Source organism: Kitasatospora purpeofusca, from assembly GCF_042691725.1.
Lineage (GTDB): Bacteria > Actinomycetota > Actinomycetes > Streptomycetales > Streptomycetaceae > Kitasatospora > Kitasatospora purpeofusca_B.
This window is the reverse complement of the sequence record NZ_CP170483.1, coordinates 1926560-1946137: the sequence shown is the minus strand read 5'-3', so window position 1 is coordinate 1946137 and position 19578 is coordinate 1926560. Positions and strand designations below refer to the sequence as shown.

Annotated in this window: 12 protein-coding genes; 8 read left to right on the top strand and 4 right to left on the bottom strand. The window is 75.3% G+C overall.

Annotated elements, in window-relative coordinates:
- Positions 1 to 16 precede the first annotated feature (16 nt).
- The 4 genes from ACFCLZ_RS07690 to ACFCLZ_RS07675 form a co-directional block, all read right to left on the bottom strand.
- Positions 17 to 2029: an FAD/NAD(P)-binding protein gene (locus ACFCLZ_RS07690; RefSeq protein ID WP_380284021.1), complete on the bottom strand. Its 2013-nt coding sequence runs from the start codon at positions 2027 to 2029 to the stop codon at positions 17 to 19.
- Positions 2030 to 2160: 131 nt separating this feature from the next.
- Positions 2161 to 3132: a quinone oxidoreductase family protein gene (locus tag ACFCLZ_RS07685; protein WP_380284020.1), complete on the bottom strand. Its 972-nt coding sequence runs from the start codon at positions 3130 to 3132 to the stop codon at positions 2161 to 2163.
- Positions 3129 to 4166, bottom strand: coding sequence for a DMT family transporter (locus ACFCLZ_RS07680; protein WP_380284019.1), 1038 nt, complete (start codon positions 4164 to 4166; stop codon positions 3129 to 3131). The genes ACFCLZ_RS07685 and ACFCLZ_RS07680 overlap by 4 nt, the downstream gene beginning before the upstream one ends.
- A 7-nt stretch (positions 4167 to 4173) precedes the next feature.
- Complete coding sequence (locus ACFCLZ_RS07675; protein ID WP_380284018.1) at positions 4174 to 5037, bottom strand: S-adenosyl-l-methionine hydroxide adenosyltransferase family protein; 864 nt, start codon at positions 5035 to 5037, stop codon at positions 4174 to 4176.
- A gap of 859 nt (positions 5038 to 5896) precedes the next feature.
- Here ACFCLZ_RS07675 and ACFCLZ_RS07670 point away from each other — a divergent pair.
- The 8 genes from ACFCLZ_RS07670 to ACFCLZ_RS07635 all read left to right on the top strand — a co-directional run bounded on the left by ACFCLZ_RS07670 (position 5897) and on the right by ACFCLZ_RS07635 (position 19508).
- Entirely contained in the window at positions 5897 to 6922 is a 1026-nt protein-coding gene (locus ACFCLZ_RS07670; RefSeq protein ID WP_380284017.1) for a hypothetical protein, read from the top strand.
- A gap of 174 nt (positions 6923 to 7096) precedes the next feature.
- Positions 7097 to 8740: an alkaline phosphatase D family protein gene (locus ACFCLZ_RS07665; protein WP_380284016.1), complete on the top strand. Its 1644-nt coding sequence runs from the start codon at positions 7097 to 7099 to the stop codon at positions 8738 to 8740.
- A 359-nt stretch (positions 8741 to 9099) separates the two neighbouring features.
- Positions 9100 to 10359, top strand: coding sequence for a helix-turn-helix domain-containing protein (locus ACFCLZ_RS07660; protein WP_380284015.1), 1260 nt, complete (start codon positions 9100 to 9102; stop codon positions 10357 to 10359).
- 140 nt (positions 10360 to 10499) lie between these two features.
- Positions 10500 to 10976, top strand: coding sequence for a cobalamin B12-binding domain-containing protein (locus ACFCLZ_RS07655; protein ID WP_380284014.1), 477 nt, complete (start codon positions 10500 to 10502; stop codon positions 10974 to 10976).
- Complete coding sequence (locus tag ACFCLZ_RS07650; protein WP_380284013.1) at positions 10973 to 12319, top strand: methylaspartate mutase; 1347 nt, start codon at positions 10973 to 10975, stop codon at positions 12317 to 12319. Before ACFCLZ_RS07655 ends, ACFCLZ_RS07650 begins: the two co-directional genes overlap by 4 nt.
- On the top strand, positions 12316 to 13326 hold the full coding sequence (locus ACFCLZ_RS07645; RefSeq protein WP_380284012.1) for an asparagine synthetase A: 1011 nt from the start codon (positions 12316 to 12318) through the stop codon (positions 13324 to 13326). Before ACFCLZ_RS07650 ends, ACFCLZ_RS07645 begins: the two co-directional genes overlap by 4 nt.
- On the top strand, positions 13323 to 14588 hold the full coding sequence (locus tag ACFCLZ_RS07640; protein WP_380284011.1) for a glutamate synthase-related protein: 1266 nt from the start codon (positions 13323 to 13325) through the stop codon (positions 14586 to 14588). The genes ACFCLZ_RS07645 and ACFCLZ_RS07640 overlap by 4 nt, the downstream gene beginning before the upstream one ends.
- A 246-nt stretch (positions 14589 to 14834) precedes the next feature.
- On the top strand, positions 14835 to 19508 hold the full coding sequence (locus tag ACFCLZ_RS07635; RefSeq protein WP_380284009.1) for an amino acid adenylation domain-containing protein: 4674 nt from the start codon (positions 14835 to 14837) through the stop codon (positions 19506 to 19508).
- Positions 19509 to 19578: the final 70 nt, after the last annotated feature.

Genomic DNA, 19578 nt, shown 5'->3' with positions numbered 1-19578 from the left:
CGGGGGGCGTGCGGCGTCAGCCGGGGCGGACGGGGGTGCGGGGTGCGGGCCGGCGCTGGGCGGGGACCACGGCGACGGCCGGGCGCAGCGGGTGCAGGGCGAGGACGGCGCGGGCGATGGCGTCGGAGTCGCCCAGGATCACCGAGTTGACGCCCGGGCGGATGCCGGCCGCGGTGACCCAGTGCACCGCCTCGGTGGGGATCCCGTAGGCGAAGCGGCGCGGGTGCGCCCGCCCCGCCCCGTCCAGCAGGCGGGACGGGCGCTCGGTGACCGCCAGCCCGCCCGTCTCGTAGCCGGGCCCGGTGGCGTCGGGGATCCGGTAGACCCCGGCCTGGCCGTCGTCCAGCAGCCCGCGCAGCAGCCGGTCGCCGGTGCGCCGCAGGTCGGGCTCGGGAAGCCGGGCCTCGACGAGCACGGCGGCGCGCAGCGGGGGTGCGTCGATCGCGGGGGAGTGGGCGGTGAAGGCGGGCCGGCCGCCGCGCGGGTCGAGGGTGATCCGCACGTCCGGGCCGAGCAGGTCGACCACCCCGGCCTCGACCAGGGCGCGCAGTTCGTCGATCCGGGAGGCCGGCGGGCCGATGGACAGGAAGGCGTTCAGCGGGGTGTACCAGGACTCCAGGTCGTCGCGGTAGGAGGAGCCCTCGATGCCGCCGTGGTCGACGGCCAGCCGGATCTCGTTGCGCAGGTCGCGCAGCACGTCCAGGGCGGCCTTGAGCGGGCCGCTGAGGTTGCCCGCCCGGGCCTCGCGGACGTCGTGCTCCAGGCGGTCGACGATCCAGGCGCGGTGCTCCGCGCGGGAGGCGAAGCGCCGGCCCGCGTACGGGCGGGCCAGTGCCTGCCAGTCCCAGCGCTGCCCGGCGGGGATCGCGTGCCGGTCGAGGACGGCCGCGGCGCGGTCGGGGCCGGGGGCGGCCAGGTACTGCTCGGCGAGCCGCTCGCCGTCCTCCGGGCGGCCGGCGGCCGCGAGCAGGGTGGCGTAGTAGACGGCCTCGACCTCGCGGGCGACCAGCGGCCACAGGTCGCGGACGAAGCGCACCGGCTCGCCGGCGGCGGCCCGTTCGCGCAGCCGGGCCGCGTACGCCTCGGTGAGCAGCCGGGGGTGGTACCGGCCGTGCGCGCCCTTCTCGTTCTCGCCGCGCGCGTGGTGGGGGACGCCGCGCCGCGAGCCGGCCAGGATCAGCGGCTCCTGCCCGGAGGGGTGGTAGACGAGCCGGCCGCCGCGTTCGGCGAACCGGCCGCCGCGGCCGCGGGTGAGCAGGGCGAGGTGGTCGAAGAAGTTGAGGCCGAGGCCGCGGACCAGCACCGGGCGGCCGGGCAGCAGGGCGGCGAGGTCGAGGTCGGCGGGGTTGGCGGGCGGCAGGTGGACGAGGCCGTGCGTGGCGGCGGCCCGGGTCAGGGTGCGCTCGGCGGTGGTCGGGCCGGTCGCCAGGTGGCCGAGCGCCAGCACCACCGCGTCCAGGTCGGCGATCCGGCGGCCGTTGGCGAGCACGAGCACCTGGGCGGCGCCGGGCAGTGAGTCGGCGTCGGTCAGCCGGACGGCGCGGGTGCGGTGCTCGACGATCCGGCAGTGCGCGGGGGCGGCGGCGCGCACCCGGCGGTGCACGTCGCGCAGGTAGCGGCCGTAGAAGGCGCGGGTCGGGTAGGTGTCGGGCGTGAGGGCGCGGGCCTCGGCCCGCACCTGGTCGTCGAACTCGCCCGGACCGCCCTGCGGGACGGCCGACTTGGCCCACTCGTAGAGGCTGGGGCCCTCCTCGACCGGGCCGTCGATGGTGACGCTCGGGTCGGTGAAGGCGGTGACCTGCGAGGCCACCGTGTTCATCAGCAGCAGCCGGGACTGGTTGGTGCGCCAGACCCGGCCGGCGCCGGGCGGATAGGGGTCGACGAGGTGGACGGTGAGGGCGGCGGCCGACGGGCGGGAGCGCTCGTTGGCCAGCAGGCGTTCGAGGACGGACAGACCGCGCGGGCCGGCGCCGACCACGGCGATCCGGCGGTGGCGGGCGGCGGTCGGGCCGGGGGAGTGGGGAGCCATGGGTGATGTCCTCCCGTGCTTGGCGTTCGGACCTGTCATGGGGGTGACGCCCCGCCGGCGAAGGCGGAGTCCGGCGGGGCGTCGGTCGGGCGGTACTGGGCGGGTCGGGCGGGTCGGGTGGCTACAGGTGGCTACGGGTGGCGCAGCAGGATCTTGCCGAGGCTCTCGCGGCGCTCCAGCCGGGTGTGCGCGGCGGGGGCGTCGGCGAAGTCGTAGGTGCGGTCGATCCGGGCCCGCAGGGTGCCGTCGAGGAGTCCGGCGAAGAGGTCGCCGGTACGCGCGGTGAACTCCTCCCGGGTGAGCACGTGCTGGGTGAGGCTGGGCCAGGTGAGCTTCAGCGAGCCCTTCTGGACCAGCACGAACGGGTCGATCGGGTCGGGCGTGCCGCTGGCCCGGCCGTAGACGACCAGGGTGCCGCGCGGGCGCAGCGAGTCGAGGCTGTCGAGGAAGGTGTCCTTGCCGACCGAGTCGTAGACGGCGTCGGCGCCCGCGCCGTCGGTGATCCGGCGGACCGCCTCGCGGAAGTTCTCCCGGTCGTAGCGGACGACGGCGTCGGCGCCGAGGCCGAAGACCAGCTCGGCCTTCTCGTCGGTGGAGACGGTGGCGATGACGTGCGCCCCGGCCCGCTTGGCGAACTGGACCAGGAACTGCCCGACCCCGCCGGCGGCGGCGTGCACCACGACGGTCTGGCCCTTGGCGATCGGGTGCGAGTCGTGCGCCAGGTAGTGGGCGGTGAGCCCCTGGAGCATCGCGGCGGCGGCCGTCCCGGAGTCCAGGCCGTCCGGCACGGTGGTCGCCAGCCGGACCGGGACGGTGACGAACTCGGCGTAGGCGCCCGGGAGTTCGCCGTAGGCGACGCGCTCTCCGACGGCCAGCTCGGTGACGCCGGGGCCGACGGCGTCGACCGTGCCGACGGCGTCCATGCCCGGGACGAACGGCAGGGCGACGGGGAAGACGCCCTGGCGGTGGTAGACGTCGACGTAGTTGACGCCGATGACCTCGGTGCGGATGCGGACCTCGCCGGCCGCGGGCTCGGTCACCGGGACGTCGTCGACCTGGAGCTGCTCGGGGCCGCCGGGGGCGTGGACGCGGATCGCCTTCATGGGGTGGTACCTCGGCTGTTCTGGTAGGCGGGTCGGGGGTTGGTGGTAGCGGGCGGCGGCTGGTTGCCGCCGCCCGGGTCATGGGCCGGCGCCGGCGTCGGTGCCGGTTCGGGTGTCGGTGCCGGTTCGGGGGGCGGTTCGGGTGCCGGCGCCGGTTCGGGGGCCGGGCGGTTGGCGAGCAGCCCGCCGCGGATCATCAGCGCGCCGCCCAGCAGTTGCAGCGGCGTCGGCGCGAGGCCGAGCGCCAGCAGGGCGACGAGCACCGTGAACGCCGGCTCCAGCTGGAGCACGCTCGCCGTCTCCCACGGGCGCAGCCGCTCCAGCGCCAGGTGCAGGGTGACGTAGGCGAGGCAGAAGTTGGTGACGGCGAGCAGGAGTTGGAGGCCGAGCGTGCCGGCCGTCGGGTGCCACCGCAGCGGGCCGGGGGTGAGCAGCAGGACCGGCAGCAGGACGACCGCCGCCGGGACCAGCCGCCACAGGGCCAGCTGCAGCGGCGGCACCTTGGCCATCAGCGTCTTGGCGGGCAGGAAGGCGAGACCGGCCAGCACCGCGCCCGCCAGCACCAGCAGGTCACCGGTGCCGACGGCGGTGAAGCCCGCGCCGGGGTCGCGCAGCACCACCAGCACCCCGCCGGCCAGGGTGACCGCGAGCCCGGCCGACTGCCGCCTGCGCAGCCGGTCGCCGAGCAGCAGCACGGAGGCCAGCACGGCCGTCGGCCCCTGGAGCTGCATGAGGAAGCCGCCGTTGACCGGGCTGGTCCGGCTCAGCCCGCTGATCACCAGGACCAGCGAGAGGCCGGTGCCGACCACCGAGACGAAGCCCAGCCGGAGCCGGTCCCGCCCGGTCAGGCCGCGCGGGACCAGCGGCCGGCGCCGCACCGCGAGGTGGGCGGCCAGCAGCACGGCGCCGATCGACAGGTTGAGCTCGGTGGTCAGCAGCGGGTCGATCTCGCGGGTGACCCGGTTGGCCAGCACGGCGCCCGCGCCGAAGAAGGCGGCGGTCAGCAGCGCGAATGCGTACCCCTGCGCGCGCACGCTGGGCTCAGCGCGCCTTCACGCGGACCGCGTGCCCGCGTTCCACCCCGTACCGGGCGGCGAAGTCGCCCTGGTTGAGGGCGAGTCCGAGCTGGTCGCGGCTGGCGATGTAGGCGAGCGGCTCGCCCTCGCCGGTCTCGCCGAAGGTGCGGCGCAGCGGGGTGGTGATCCGGGTGCCGCCGATCTCGATCTCCAGCTCGGCGTCGAAGGCGATGCCCCGGGCGTCCAGGAATTCCCGGGTGATGCTCGTCCAGACGTTCCCGTAGTTCTTGTCGAGAATCGCCACCTCGCCGATTATCCAGTCTCCTTCGACGACGGGTTCGGCGACCTCCAGCAAGGTGATATCGGCGACCTCGATTTCCTCGCCGATTTCACTGAACGGCACGCCGTTGGCGATGTGCGCGGCGGCCGAAATCACGATGTCGCGTCCGTAGAACGTCGGGTCGACGACGGGCCGGCGGACCTTTTCGGCGGTGATCCGGCGGACCTCGGCCACGCCCGCCTCCCGGACGATCCGGGTGAGCAGGCCGTTGTTGGGGGCGAAGTAGGTGTGCCCCTGGGGCGTGCGCACCCCGATCGCGTTGTCCTGGACGCCGGTGTGCGGGAAGGTGACGCAGGCGAAGACCGCGTCGGCCGGGAAGTAGCGGAACGAGTCCCGGATGTACAGGCCGGCCTCGTAGATGTCGAACGGCGTGACGTCGTGCGTGACGTCGACGATGTTGGCGTGCGGGGCGATGCTGAGCACCATGCCCTTGCAGATGCCGACGGCGTCGTCGACGAGGCCGAAGTCGGTGAGCAGCCCGACGATCGGCCGGGGCGTGAGCAGGCCCGGGCCGGTGGGGGTGGCGGGGGCGCTGGCGGGAGCGGACATGCTGAACCCTTTCAGGATTACCGAAACGGGGTGGCGTGCATGGCGGTCCGGGATTTTCCGGCGGTGAGAATCGCCCGGGTAAAGGACGGTTCAAGCGGCGCGAGATTGAAGTGAGGCTAGCACCCGGTCGGTCGCGAAGAAAGCGTGTGCTGTTGCGGCCGTATGAAGTCGTTTTTAATAAACGGAACGATACCGGCCGTTTGCCGGAAAAGCGGCCGCCGGGGCGGGTGTTCGCACGCGGGCGGAATCGGTGCGGGCGTGCACCGCCGCAAGCCGGGGCGGCCAATCCGGGGGCCCGCACCGCCGTCGCCCTGCCGCGGGCGGTCGAAGTCCGTTGCCACCTCAGGTGCGTGACGGTCCGTCGGATCGTCTGAGCGGCCGATTTGCGGGCGGGTGGTGCGGCGTGATTGGCTGCCGCCCGGTTGCTGTCGTGATCATCCCCCGGGATCCGGCCGAACTCGCCCGCCACAGCGGTGAGATGCCCTGACAGGGTGGGCGGGGCGCGCTACGGTGGGCGGGGGCGAGAGGGACGCGTGGCGGCACTGGCCGTCGGCGCCCGAAGACCTGCTGGTCGGCGTCTGTACAGGCCGGAAGGCCGTGCTCGCAGACGGCCGACCCGCTCGTGGTGGAGGGACGGGCGGCGCTCGTCCGCCTTCGAGCGGGCATGACCAGTGGGCCGAGTGGGGCGGGCGGGTCCGCGCCGGCCGCCCCATTCGGTTGGCACGGCGTGCCGCCGCCCGCAATCGGCCGAAGTCGGGGACAACACGGCTCCGGGCGGCTACGGTCGATCGGGCAGCCGGACAACCCGAGGGGGCGGGATCTTGCACTGCGGGATCGACAGCATGCTGGAGCCGACGCCGTGATCCATGCCGTGGTGGACCTCGACGAGCACGGGCGGCTGCTCGTGCCGGGTACCCGCACGCCGGTGCCGGAGGGACGGGTGGCCGAGCACCTGGCGCGCCACCTTCAGGTGCCGGCGCGGGCCACCGACCTGTACGTGTACGTGCACGGGTGGCAGACCGGCGCGCGGGCGGCCGTACAGACGGCGGACGCGCTGATCGCGCGGGCCGTCGGGCTGGGGCGGTCGGCGCCGACGGCGTACCCGGGGCTGGCGGCGCGCGGCTACCGGCCGTGGTGCGTGGTGGTGCGCTGGCCGTCGTCGAGCCCGCCCTCGCCGGCCGGGTACCGGCGGATCCGGGACCGGGCGCACGCGATGAGCGGGCCCGGGGGCGGGCAGGCGGAGTCGGTGATCGGGCAGCTGCTCGGCCACCTGGACGCGGCGCGCGGACGGCCGGACGCCCCCGGGGCGCCGGCGAACCGCTCGGGCCGGTACCTGCACCTGGTGGGGCACTCGTTCGGCGGCCGCTTCCTGTGCGAGGCGGTGCAGTGGGCGGCGGAGCGGCCGGCCGCGGAGCCGCGGCTGCCGGGGTGGCGCGGGCGGGCGGACCCGGCGCGGCCGTTCACCGCGGACAGCGCGCTGGTGTTCCAGCTGGCCGCGCCGAGGGACGCCTTCGACCGGCTCTTCCCGCGGCTGTTCCCGGCGCCGGGGCGGCCGGGGGCGCCGCTGCGAGGGCCGCTGGTGCTGACGCACTCGCGGTGGGACCGGGCCGCCGGCTTCTGGCACCTGCGGGCCGAGGGCGCGCCCGGGATCGGGCACTCGGGGGTGGGGGCGGCGCCGGTCGGGCAGTACTCCACGGCGCTGCTGGCGACGGACACGCCGTACTCCCGGCGGGCGCTGGACCATCCGATCGTCAACGTCGACGCGGGCCGGGTGTTCCGGGGGAGTGCGACGGGGCGCCGCCTGGCGCCGGCGGGCGCGCACGCGGACTTCCTGCACCCGGAGTCGGCCCACCTGCTGCTCAGCCTCGCGGCGTTCTCCCGCTGAGGGGAGGGCGCGTTATCGTCCGATTGCCCGATTCGGCCGGTGTCATCACCTGATGATCACTTGTCGGCCGAGAACGCGATGCCCCCCGTACCGCACGGTCCAGTCCAATCCCCTCCGTACACAGCCGGTGTCCTCCGCCGGTTCAGCCCAGCGTACGGAAGGCAGCCCAGACCCATGGCCCGCACAGACGACCAGGCCTCGCACGACCAGCAGTTGCGGGACGCCGCGACCCGGCTCGGGATCGGCCGCCGCCGCTTCCTGACCGTCACCTCGGCCGCCGCCGCGCTGGCGTTCACCACCAACCTGCCGAGCGCCCACGCCGCGGACGCCGAGATCGCGCCCCGCACGCTGACCGAGAACCCCTTCACCCTGGGCGTCGCCTCCGGCGACCCGCTCAGCGACGCCGTCGTGCTCTGGACCCGCCTCGCCCCCCGCCCGCTGGAGCCCGGCAACGGCCTGCCGCCCACCGGCGTGGTCAAGGTCGACTGGGAGATCGCCCGCGACGAGAAGTTCCGCAAGGTCGCCCGCCGCGGCACCGCCAAGGCCCACGCCGAGTTCAACTACTCGGTGCACGTCGACGTCGACGGCCTCGACGCCGACCGCGTCCACTGGTACCGCTTCAAGGTCGGCAGCTGGGTCAGCCCGGTCGGCCGGACCCGCACCTCCCCGGCGCGCGGGCGCCACATCGAGGAGGTCCGCTTCGGCCTGGTCTCCTGCCAGGCCTACGAGGACGGCTACTTCACCGCCTACAAGCACCTCGCGAACGAGGACCTCGACGCCGTCTTCCACGTCGGCGACTACATCTACGAGTACGGCATCGACGCGGTCGGCGGCGACCGCAAGTACACCGACCGCACCCTGCCCTCGCTGTTCAACCACGAGACCACCACCCTGGAGGACTACCGCCTGCGGTACGCCCTCTACAAGACCGACCCCGACCTCCAGGCCGCGCACGCCGCGCACGCCTGGTACGTCACCTGGGACGACCACGAGGTCGAGAACAACTACGCCGCGGGCATCCCCGAGAAGAACCAGTCGGTGGAGGCCTTCGTCGCCCGCCGCGCCGCCGCCACCCGCGCCTACTGGGAGAACATGCCGCTGCGCATGCCCAAGCCGGACGCCACCGACCTCAAGCTGTACCGCCGCCACCACTACGGCAAGCTGGCGCAGTTCGACATCCTGGACACCCGTCAGTACCGCTCCGACCAGGCCAACGGCGACGGCTGGCAGTTCCCCACCCCGGAGTCGGAGAACCCGGCCCGCACCCTGATGGGCGCCACCCAGGAGCGCTGGCTGATGGACGGCTTCCGCAAGTCCAAGGCGGTGTGGAACGTCGTCCCGCAGCAGGTCGTCTTCTCCCGCCGGAAGAACACCACCGCGGCCGCCTCCAAGCTGTCCATGGACGCCTGGGACGGCTACCCGGCGGCGCGCGAGCGGTTCCTGGCCGGCGCCGAGGACATCGGCGTCGAGAACCTCGTCATCCTCACCGGTGATGTGCACGTCGCCTACGCGATGGACGTCAAGCGCAACTTCGACGACCCGGACTCGCGGACCGTCGGCGTCGAGATCGTCGGCACCTCGATCGCCAGCGACGGCGACGGCGAGGAGCACCCGGGCAACTGGGGCACCCTGACGGCCGCCAACCCGCACATGAAGTTCTACGACGGGCGGCGCGGCTACACCGCGATCACGCTCAACGAGGAGCACGCGCGGGCCGACTACCGGGTGATCTCGCACATCACCCGCCCGGGCGGCACCGTGAGCACCGCCGCCTCCTTCGTCACCGAGGCCTACAACCCGGGCATGCAGCGCGCCTGACGCCCCGGCTCCCGATCACCGGCCCGGCCGTACCGCTCCCCGATGCGGTACGCCCGGGCCGGCCCATGTCCGCAGCACGCCGGCCGCACGTCGGCCGCACGTCGGCCCCAGGCCCGCCCCGGGTCCGCCCCCGGGAGCGGCAGCTCCTCCTCGGGAGGGTTCGTGGACGATGCGGAGGAGTCGTGAACCTGTGGTGATCGGCCGTTGATCGACCGTAGAACACGGCCGTGGACCATCTGCGAGCAGGGGAACCCGGCTCGGCGGTCACCACCGCCCGGCGCCGTCCTCGGGTGCGCCGCACTGACGCCCCGAGCCCCTGGTCCCCGGTAGTTGGCCAACCCACGGAAGGCGGACGGAGCATGGACGGCGTTCACACCCTGCAGTCGACGGCGGGCTTCGGAGAGCTGCTCAGGATCCGGCGCGAGCGCATCGGCCTGACCCAGCAGGTGCTGGCCGATCACGCGACCCTGAGCGTCCGGGCGATCCGCGACATGGAGAGCGGACGGGTGCAGCGCCCCCGGCAGGAGACGGTCCGGCTGCTGGCCGACGCGCTGCGCCTGGAGGGCCGCAGCCGCTCGGTGTTCGAGGCGGCGGCGCGCCGCCAGGCGTTCGCCGAGGAGCCGCGCGACGAACCGGCCGCCCCGCCGGTGGCCCGCGGCGCGATCGTCGGCCGGGAACCCGAGGTGGACGCGCTGACCGACGCCCTCGCCGTGCACGGGGACCGGCTGGTCACCGTGACCGGTCTCGGCGGGGTCGGCAAGACCAGACTGGTGCTGGAAGCCGCCCGCCGGCTGCATCTGACGGCCCGCTGGTCGGTGCGCTGGACGGACTGGGCCCGCCAGCCCGGCATGGGCCCCGAGCGCCGCGCGGAGCTGGTCCGGGCGATCGGCAGCCGCCCCACCCTGCTGGTCCTGGACGGCGCCGACACCGGGGTGGAGCCGGCCCTGCTGGACGAGCTGTTCCAGCGCTGCCCCGGCCTGCGGGTGCTGATCACCGCCCGGGTCGCGCAGCCGCTGCCCGGCGGCCAGGTGATCCCGCTCGCCCCGCTGCCCACCCCGGGCCCGGACCTCGACCACGACCCGGCCGCGCTCGCCGAGGTGGGCGCCGTGCGGCTGCTGCTGTCGCACCTGCGCCGGCTGCGCCCCGGCTACCGGCTGGAGCCGGAGGAGGCGCCGGCGGTGGCCGCGCTCTGCCGCCTGCTGGACGGCCTGCCCGGCGCGCTGGAGCTGGCCGCCGGCTGGTCGACGGTGCTCTCCCCACGCCAGCTGGTGGCCCGGCTGGCCGAGGGGCCGTTCCAGCTGGCGCCGCCCCCGGCCGGGTTCGGCGGGTGCGGCGGGGTCGGCGAGGCCCTGGACGCGGCGCTCGACCGGCTGACGCTGGGCCAGCGCGACCTGCTGGCGCGGCTGGCCGCCGAGCCGGGGGACTGGTCGGGCGAGGACGCCGTCGAGCTGAGCGGCCGGCCCCCGCAGGAGTCGCTGGCCGCCGTGCACGAGCTGCTGGCGCGCGGGCTGATCCGCAGCGTCCCCGCCCGCGACGGCGTCCGGTTCACCGTGCTGAACCTCTGCCGCCGGCTGTTCGGCGCCGCCGGGGCGTACCCGGTGCTGGCGACCGCGAGCTGAGGCGGCCCCGGCCCGTCCGCGGTTCCCGCCCCGCCGATACTGCCCGTCACTTGCCGGGTGAGCTGCCGGTCCGCCCGCCGGATCCTCCCTAACGTTCTGTTCAGCACTCACCGAACTCACCGACACAGAGGGTTTGCGCCGTGGACCAGTTGGAGCAGCAGCGCCAAGAGGCCGGACCGGCCGGGCTGGAGGTCGTCGTGACGACCACGGCCTCGGACTCGCACACCTGGAACCTGGTCTTCCTGCAACTGCTGCTGGAGGAGCTCGGCCACCGGGTCAGCAACCTGGGCGCCTGCGTGCCGGACGACCTGCTGGTCGCCGAGTGCCGCCGGATCGGGCCGGACCTCATCGTCCTGAGCAGCGTCAACGGGCACGGCCACCACGACGGCCTGCGGGTGATCCGCGCGCTGCGGGCCTGTCCCGAACTGGCCGGCACGCCCACGGTGATCGGCGGCAAGCTCACCATCGCCGGGAGCGGCGATCCGGACCGGCAGCGCTCGCTGCTGGCCGCCGGGTTCGACGGGGTCTTCGAGGAGGGGCGCTCGGTCGCCGACTTCCGCTCCTTCGTGGGCTCGCTCCCGGCTCCGGCCGCGGCGCTGGCCCGGGGCTCGCGATGAGCGCCCTCGCCGCCGCACCGGGCGGCCGGCTGCCCGCCGGATCCGGCTTCGGCGCCTTCGTCGCCCGGGCCCGGACGGCCGGCGCCCTGGTGGTCCAGCCCCGGATGGGCATGGCCGACCCGCTGCGGATGCGCGACGGCCTGCTCGCCACCCGGGGCGCGGACGCCGTCACCGTCGGCACCATCACCCTGGACAGCTACACCCGCACCGGCGACCTCGCCGCGGCCCGCCGCGCCCTGGCCGACGGGGTGGGGCTGAACGGCTACCCGATCGCGGGCCACCCGGTGGACGTCACCCGGGCGGTGCTGCGCGGGGTCGCCGACGGGGGCTTCCCGGTGCAGGTCCGGCACGGCTCGGCGCGGCCCGAGCACATCGTCCGCGCACTGCTAGCGGTCGGCCTGGACGCCACCGAGGGCGGCCCGGTCTCGTACTGCCTGCCGTACAGCCGCACGCCGCTGCGCGAGGCGGTGGAGAGCTGGCGTCGCAGCTGCGAACTGCTCGCATCCATCCGGGAGTTCGGCGCCGAACCGCACCTGGAGACGTTCGGCGGCTGCCTGATGGGCCAGCTCTGCCCGCCGAGCCTGCTGATCGCGGTGAGCGTGCTGGAGGCGCTGTTCTTCCGCCAGCACGGCCTGCGCAGCATCTCGCTCAGCTACGCCCAGCAGCCCGACCCGCGCCAGGACGAGGAGGCGCTGACCGTGCTCGGCCGGCTCGCCGACGAGCTGCTGCCCGACGTCGACCGCCACCTCGTGCTCTACGCCTACATGGGCGTCTTCCCGCGCACCCCCGGCGGAGCCCGGCTGCTGCTGGAGGACGCGGCCCGGCTGGCGGTGCGCACCGGCGCGGCCCGGCTGATCGTGAAGACGACGGCCGAGGCGCACCGGATCCCGACCGTCGCCGAGAACGTCCGGGCCCTGGAGACGGCCGCCGCGGCCGCGGGCGCCGAACGCGTCCGCCCGCCGCTCGCCGTGCCCGACACCGGCATCGAGGCGGAGGCCCGGGCGCTGATCGGCGCCGTGCTGGAGCTGGACGCGGACCTCGGCCGGGCCCTGGTCCGCGCCTTCGCGGCCGGCTACCTGGACGTGCCCTACTGCCTGCACCCCGACAACGCCGGCCGGGCCCGCAGCTCGCTCGGGCCGGACGGGCGGCTGCACTGGTCGGACGTCGGCTCGATGCCGATCGCCGGCCTGTCCGGCGGCCCGCGCCCGCCGATCCTCGGCTCCTCCGACCTCCTCGGCGCGCTCTCCCACGTCCAGTGGAGCTACGACAGCCGCGCCGTCGACACCCCGGACCTCGACCGCACACCCGCCGCACCACGAGAGTTGGGACTCACCACGCCATGACCACCGACGGGCCCACCCCTGCGACCGCCGCCGCGATGCTCCCCGACCCCGGCCGACACCTGACCTCCCCGACCACCCGCGCCGCGCTGCGGATCCAGCACCAACTGCTCTCCGCCGCCCGCGAGTACCTGCGCGGCGAGGGCTTCACCGAGCTGCTGCCGCCGATCATCGGCCCGGTCACCGACCCCGGCTCGCGCGGCTCCAAGCAGGTCGACGTCGACTTCTACGGCCACCGCTACAAGCTGATGACCAGCGCGATCCTCTACAAGCAGGCCTCGCTGCTGGCCTTCGACAAGATCTTCTGCGTCGCGCCGAACGTCCGGCTGGAGCCGCTGGAGACCGCCGGGACCAGCCGCCACCTGGCCGAGTTCCACCAGCTCGACGTCGAGGTGGCCGGGGCGAGCCGGGACGACGCCGTGCGGCTGGTCGAGGAGCTGGTGGTGCACATGGTCGACAGCGTGGTGCACGAGCTGCCCAAGGAGTTCGCCGAACTCGGCCGGGACACCGGGGCGTTCGCCGAACTGCTGAAGGGCTCCTTCGGGCGGATGCGGCACGCCGAGGCGGTCGCCGAGCTCCGGGGCGCGGGCCACCCGCAGAGCCCGGACGCCGAACTCGACTGGGACGGCGAGGCGTTGCTCTCCAGCCGGCGGGACCGGCCGTTCTTCGTCACCGACTACCCCAAGGGCTCGCGCGGCTTCTACGACCGCGAGAACCCCGAGGACCCGGGCCTGCTGCGGAACTTCGACCTCATCGCGGCCGAGGGCTACGGCGAGCTGTGCAGCGGCAGCCAGCGCACCAACGACTACGCCGAGATCGTCACCCGGATGCGCGAGACGGGGGAGAACCCGCAGAAGTACCGCTGGTACCTGGACCTGGTCCGCGAGGGGGTGCCCGGCAGCGCCGGCTTCGGCATCGGCGTCGAGCGGCTGACCCGCTACGTGGCCGGGCTGGACGCGGTGTGGCAGGCCAGCGCCTTCCCGAAGGTGGCGGGGGTGGTGACGCCGTGAGTGACCTGAGCGCGCCCGGTTTCCCGGAGGAGGAGGTCCGGCAGCGGGCCCGGGCCGGGACGGCGGCGGCCTTCCCGCCGCCCGGCAGCTACGGGCAGGTGCTGTTCGGCGCCGGGCGCCCGGCCGGCGGGCTCGGGGCGCCGGACGCGTCGGATGCCCTGGACGCGCTGCGGATCGTCCCGCCGGTGTTCGTGCCGCAGCGGCTCGCCAAGCTGATCGACCTGGGCCGCGAGCCGGACTACCGGGACGTCGAACTCACCACCGCCATCGGCGGGTTCACCTCCGCCCTGCCGGTCTACGTGTCCGCGACCGGCTCCACCCGGGCGGCCGGCGGGGACCTCGGCCTGGCGCTCGGCCGGCAGGCCGGCGCGCTCGGCCTGCCGATGGTGATCGGCGAGAACATCGTCCCGGTGAACGGCTACGGCCGGCTCGGCGAGGCCGCCGACCGCGCCCTGCTCGGCCGGCTGCGGGCCTACACGGAGCACCTCCCGGACGGGCTGGGCGGGGTGGCCGTCCAGCAGTCCACCGAGGACGCCGACGCCGAGGTGTGGAACCTCCTCTACAGCGACCCGGCGGCCCTTCCGCTGCTCGAATCGGGGCGGCTGGCCTTCGAGTTGAAGGTCGGGCAGGGGGCGAAGCCGGGGCTCGGCGGGATGACGGTGCTGGACGCCGCGGCCGCCGCCCGGCTCGGGGACCGCTACGGCCTCGACCCGGTCTTCGGCGAGGACGGCCGGGTGCTGCGCGCCGGCACACCGGGCACCTTCACGGCCGAGATCCTGCGCCAGCAGGTCCGGCTGATGCGCAACAACTTCCCCCGGGCCCGGGTCTGGGTGAAGCTGCACCCCGGCCGGGACGTCGCCGAGGCCGCCCGGGTGGCCGCCGAGGCGGGCGCGGACGCCGTCACCGTGGACGGCGCGGAGGGCGGCACCGGCTGGGCGCCGGGCGCCTTCCCGGCGCAGGTCGGGCTGCCGCTGGCGGAGTGCCTGCGCCGGCTGGCGGCCGCCGGGCCGCCGCCCTGCCTGCTGGTCTCGGGGCGGATGTGGGAGGGCGGCCGGGCGGTCAAGAGCCTGGCGCTGGGTGCCCGCGCGGTGGGCCTGGGCCGGGCGGCCCTGCTGGCCGCGGCCGAGGACCCCGAGGAGGGCCTGATCCGGTTCACCGACTGCCTGGCGCTCGAACTGCGGCTGCTGATCAGCGCACTCGGGAAGTACACGCCGGCCGCCGTGGAGCGGGCGGACGTGTGGTCCCCGGATTTCCCGGAGTAATTCCGATCGGCCTGTCCAGGCCGTCGTGGAGCGAATTCACCTGAGCCCGCCGAGGCGCCCCCGTGCGCCCCGGCGGGCCGGTCGTGTTTCTCCAACTCCAGCGCGTCAAGCGGCAGTTGAAACTGCCGATGGTCTTCCGGGAATTCTGCCGATCGGCGCCGGAAAGCCGCCCTATCGTCGAGATCACTGCCCGCAGCGTCGTTAATTCATCGGGGTTGGATGATGGAATCTCGCGGTTTCCCCTTCATGTCCGTCGCGCGCCGGTTCCCGGACCGGCCGGCCGTACGGCTCGGCGCCCGGACCGTCCGCCACCGGGAGCTGGACGAGCTGAGCGGCGCCCTCGCCGCCCGGATCGCCCCCGGGCGGACGGTGGCCGTCACCGGCCGCGACCGGCTGGACCACCTGGTCGGCCTGCTCGCCGCCCTCCGGGCCGGGGCCACCTACCTGCCGCTGGACCGGGAGGCCCCGGAGGAGCGCAACCGCTGGATCCGCGAGGACGCCGGTGCCACCCTCGCCCTCACCGACGGTGAACTCGCCGAGCTCGGCCCGGCGGGCGCGGCGGCGGTCGAGGCCGTGCCCGCCCCCGGCTACCTCATCTACACCTCAGGCACCACCGGCCGCCCCAAGGGCGTGCACGTCCCGCTCGCCGCACTGACCGGCCACCTGGCGGCCGCCGTCGACCGCTTCGGCCTCACCGCCGACGACGTCGTCCTGCACCTCGCCCGCCCGACCGTGGACGTCGCCGTCGAGCAGGCGCTCACCGCCCTGTCCGCCGGCGCGTGCCTGCTGGTCCCCGAGCGGCAACTGCTCGGCCCGGACGCCCTGCTGGACCTGCTGGACACCGAGGGCGTCACCGTCGCCAACCTGCCCGCCGGCTACTTCCAGGAAGTGGTGCCGGCCCTGCGCGAGCGCGCCCGGGCGCCCCGCGCGCTGCGGTTGATGATCTCCGGCAGCGACCGGCTGCACCCCGACGCCGCCGCCTCCTGGTGGGCCGCCACCGGCGTCCCGCTGCTCAACGCCTACGGGCCCACCGAGACCGTGATCACCGCCACCGTCCACGAGCTGTCCGGTCCCCCGCAGGCGTCCGCCGTCCCGATCGGCACCCCGCTCGGCGAGCGCCGCGCCTACGTCCTGGACGACCGGCTGCGCCCGGTGACCGGCCCCGGCGAGACCGGTGAGCTCTACCTGGGCGGGCCGCTGCTCGCCTCCGGCTACCACGGCCGCCCGGGCCTGACGGCGGGCCGGTTCGTCGCGGACCCGTTCGCGCCCGGGCCGGGCGCCCGGATGTACCGCACCGGCGACGTCGTGCGCCGCGAGGGCCCGGACGCCCCGCTGGAGTTCGTCGGCCGCGCCGACCACCAGGTGAAGATCCGCGGCTTCCGGGTCGAGCCCGGCGAGATCGAGCAGCTGCTCGCCGCCCGTCCGGGCGTCGCCGCCGCCGTGGTGGTCGCCCACGGGGGCAGGCTCGCCGGGTACGTCACCGGCGACGCCCCCGACCCCGCCGCGCTCCGCGCCCACCTGGCCGAGCGACTGCCCGAGTACCTGGTCCCGGCCACCATCACCGCGCTGGACGCCTTCCCGCTGACCCCCGGCGGCAAGGTCGACCGGGCCGCGCTGCCCGAACCGCAGTCCGCGCCCGCCGCCGCCCCGGCCGGCCGGCCGCTGCGCACCCCGGCCGAGCAGCTGATCGCCGCCGTCTGGGCGGACGTGCTGGGCGTGCCCGAGGTCGGCGCCGACGACAACTTCTTCCACCTGGGCGGCGACTCGCTCACCGCCGTGCGCGTGGTCGGCCGGGTCTTCGACGTCTTCGGGATGATCTCCCCGTACACCATCTTCGACGCCCCGACCCTCGCCGAGTTCGCCGCCGCCGTCACCGCCGCCGCCGGGGGCGAGCGCCCGCCGCTGACCCGGGCCGGGGCCACCTCGGCGCCGCTCTCGCCCTACCAGCGCGGACTCTGGTTCCTCGACCAGTGGAACCCGGGCGCGCCCACCTACGTCGTGCCGTGGGTGTTCCGCTTCGCCGGCCCGGTCGACCCGGAGCTGCTGCGGCGGGCGCTGGAGGGCGTGGTGGCGCGGCACGAGGCGCTGCGGACCACCTTCGAGCTGACCGAGGACGGCCCCCGCCAGCTGGTCCACCCCGCCATGGAGGTGCCGTTCACCGTCACGGACACCGCCGCCGACCGCGTCGACGCGCTGGTCGCGCAGGCCGCGCTGGTCCCCTTCGACCTGGAGACCGGCCCGCTGCTGCGCGCCCACCTCCACCGCACCGGCGACACCGCCACCCTGCTGCTGCTCTGCCACCACATCGTCTGGGACGAGGGCTCGCTGCCCGTGCTGGAGGGTGAACTCGCCGCCCTGTACGAGGCGCTGGCCGCCGGCCGCCCGGCCGGGCTGCCCGAGCCCGGAGTCCAGTACGCCGACTACAGCGCCTGGCAGTACCGGGACCCGGCCCACGCCGAGCGCCAACTCGCCCACTGGCGCGAGCACCTGGCCGACGCGCCGACCGAGCCGGCGCTGCCCACCGACCACCCCCGGCCCGAGGTGCAGCGGTTCCGCGGCGACTTCCACCGCTTCGCGATGCCGCGCCCGGTCGCCGAGGCGGTCCGCGCGCTGGCCCGCAGCGAGGACGCCACCCCGTTCATGGTCCTGCTGGCCGGGCTCGCGCTCACCCTGCACCGCCGCACCGGGCAGCGCGACCTGGTGCTCGGCTCCCCGGTGAGCGTCCGCGGCCGCTCCGAACTGGACGCCCTGGTCGGCTACTTCGTCAACCTGCTGCCGCTGCGGGTGCGGCTCGACCAGTCGGCGGACTTCCGCGAGCTGGTCCGGCACGTCCGCGAGGTGGCGATCGCCGGCTACCGCCACCAGGAGGCGCCGTTCGACGACATCGCGGCGAGCGCCCTGGAGGACCGCCCGGACGACCGCGCCGAGAACCGCAACCCGCTCTGCCAGGTGCTGCTGGAGCTGCACCCGCTGGACACCCGCCCGCTGACCGTCGGCGGCATCGAGGTGACCCGGGAGCTGTACTCCAACCCGGTCTCCCGCTTCGACCTGTCGATCTCCGTCGACGACCGGGGCACCGACTTCACCGGCCGCTTCGAGTACGACTCCGACCTGTTCGACGCCGCCACCATGGCCGAGCTGTGCGAGGCCTGGCTGGGCACCCTCGCCACCGCCGTCGAGGCGCCCGTGCACGCCCTGTTCGAGGCCCGGGCCGCCGGCGCCCCGGACGCGCTCGCCCTCGTCTCCGGCGAGCAGCGGCTCTCCTACGGGGAGCTGAACACCCGGGCCAACCGGCTCGCCCACCACCTGGCCGAGGCCGGGACCGGCCGCGGCGACACCGTCGCCGTGCTGGTCGAGCGCGGACCGGACCTGGTGGTCGCCCTGCTCGCGGCGCTCAAGTGCGGCGCCGCCTACACCCTGCTCGACCCGGACTTCCCGGCCGAGCGGCTGGCCGGCGCGGTCGCCGACTGCGCGGCCCCGCTGCTGGTCACCCACCGCCACGCGAGCCCGCCGTTCCCGGTCGGGCGCCACCTCGACCTGGACGCGCAGGCCGCCGCGATCGCCGCCCGCCCCGGCCACGACCCGGGCGTGCCGGTCACCGGTGAGGACCTCGCCTGCGTGATGTTCACCTCCGGCTCCACCGGCCGCCCCAAGGGCGCCGCCGTGCCGCACCGCGCGCTCACCACCACCTACCTCGGCCAGGACTACGCCCGCTTCGGCCCCGACGAGGTCTGGCTGCAGTGCTCCCCGGTCTCCTGGGACGCCTTCGCCCTGGAGCTGTACGGCGCGCTCGCCTTCGGCGGCGTCTGCGTGCTGCAGCCCGGCCAGCGGCCCGACCCGCAGGCGATCGCCGAGCTCACCCGGCGCCACGGAGTCACCCAACTCCAGCTCTCGGCGAGCCTGTTCAACTTCCTGCTGGAGGAGTTCCCGGAGACCTACGACGACCTCAAGGTGGCCTTCACGGCCGGTGAGCGGGCCTCCGTCACCCATGTCGGCAAGGCGCTCGACCAGTACCCGGACCTGGTGGTCGCCAACGGCTACGGCCCGGTGGAGAGCCTCGGCCTCACCACCTGCCACCGGGCCACCCCCGAGGACGCGGCGGGCGGCAGCATCCCGATCGGCCGCCCGCTGCACGGCAAGGCGGTCCACGTCCTGGACGAGCGGCTGGAGCCCGTCCCCGACGGCACCACCGGTGAGCTCTACGCGGCCGGCGGCGGCCTCGCCCACGGCTACGTCGGCCGGCCCGCGCTGACCGCCCAGCGCTTCGTGGCCTCCCCGTTCGGCGCTCCCGGCGAGCGGCTCTACCGCACCGGCGACCTCGGCCACCGGCGTCCGGACGGCCTGCTGGAGATCACCGGCCGGATCGACGACCAGATCAAGGTCCGCGGCTTCCGGGTCGAGCCCGGCGAGATCGAGGACGCGCTGACCCGCCACCCCGCCGTCCGCGAGGCCGCCGTCACCGTCCACGAGCCCGCCCCCGGCGACCACCGGCTCGCCGCCTACGTCACCCTCGACGCGGGCGCGGACGGGACCGACCCCGAGGCGCTGCTGGACCACCTCGCCGGGCTGCTGCCCGAGCACATGGTCCCGGCGACCCTCGACGTGCTGGACGCCCTGCCGCTCAACCCCAACGGCAAGGCCGACCGCAAGGCGCTGCCGGCCCCCGCCGGGCGCCGCGCCGCCGCCGCGGCCGACCCGCTCACCGCGCGCGAGCGGCTGGTCGCCGACGCCGTCCGCGCCGTCCTGGACCTGCCGGAGGACCTCGGTCCGGACGCCAACTTCTTCCGCATCGGCGGCAATTCGCTGGCCGCCGTGCGGGTCGCGATGAAGCTCTCGCAGCAGACCGGCACCCGCGTCCCGCCGCATGTGGTGTTCCGCGGCCGGACCGTGGGCGCCATCGCCGAACGGCTGGCCTCGTGATGACGGGCCGGCCCGACCTCAGCCACGCCCACCCCGGCCGCCCCGACCTCAGCCGCCCCGAGGCCAACCG

Bases quoted from the DNA above. Each gene is read 5' to 3' on its own strand.
- ACFCLZ_RS07650 (WP_380284013.1), top strand. From the start codon at position 10,973: ATGAGCGCCCTCGCCGCCGCACCGGGCGGCCGGCTGCCCGCCGGATCC.
- ACFCLZ_RS07690 (WP_380284021.1), bottom strand. From the start codon at position 2,029: ATGGCTCCCCACTCCCCCGGCCCGACCGCCGCCCGCCACCGCCGGATC.
- ACFCLZ_RS07675 (WP_380284018.1), bottom strand. From the start codon at position 5,037: ATGTCCGCTCCCGCCAGCGCCCCCGCCACCCCCACCGGCCCGGGCCTG.
- ACFCLZ_RS07635 (WP_380284009.1), top strand. From the start codon at position 14,835: ATGTCCGTCGCGCGCCGGTTCCCGGACCGGCCGGCCGTACGGCTCGGC.
- ACFCLZ_RS07685 (WP_380284020.1), bottom strand. From the start codon at position 3,132: ATGAAGGCGATCCGCGTCCACGCCCCCGGCGGCCCCGAGCAGCTCCAG.
- ACFCLZ_RS07660 (WP_380284015.1), top strand. From the start codon at position 9,100: ATGGACGGCGTTCACACCCTGCAGTCGACGGCGGGCTTCGGAGAGCTG.
- ACFCLZ_RS07645 (WP_380284012.1), top strand. From the start codon at position 12,316: ATGACCACCGACGGGCCCACCCCTGCGACCGCCGCCGCGATGCTCCCC.
- ACFCLZ_RS07665 (WP_380284016.1), top strand. From the start codon at position 7,097: ATGGCCCGCACAGACGACCAGGCCTCGCACGACCAGCAGTTGCGGGAC.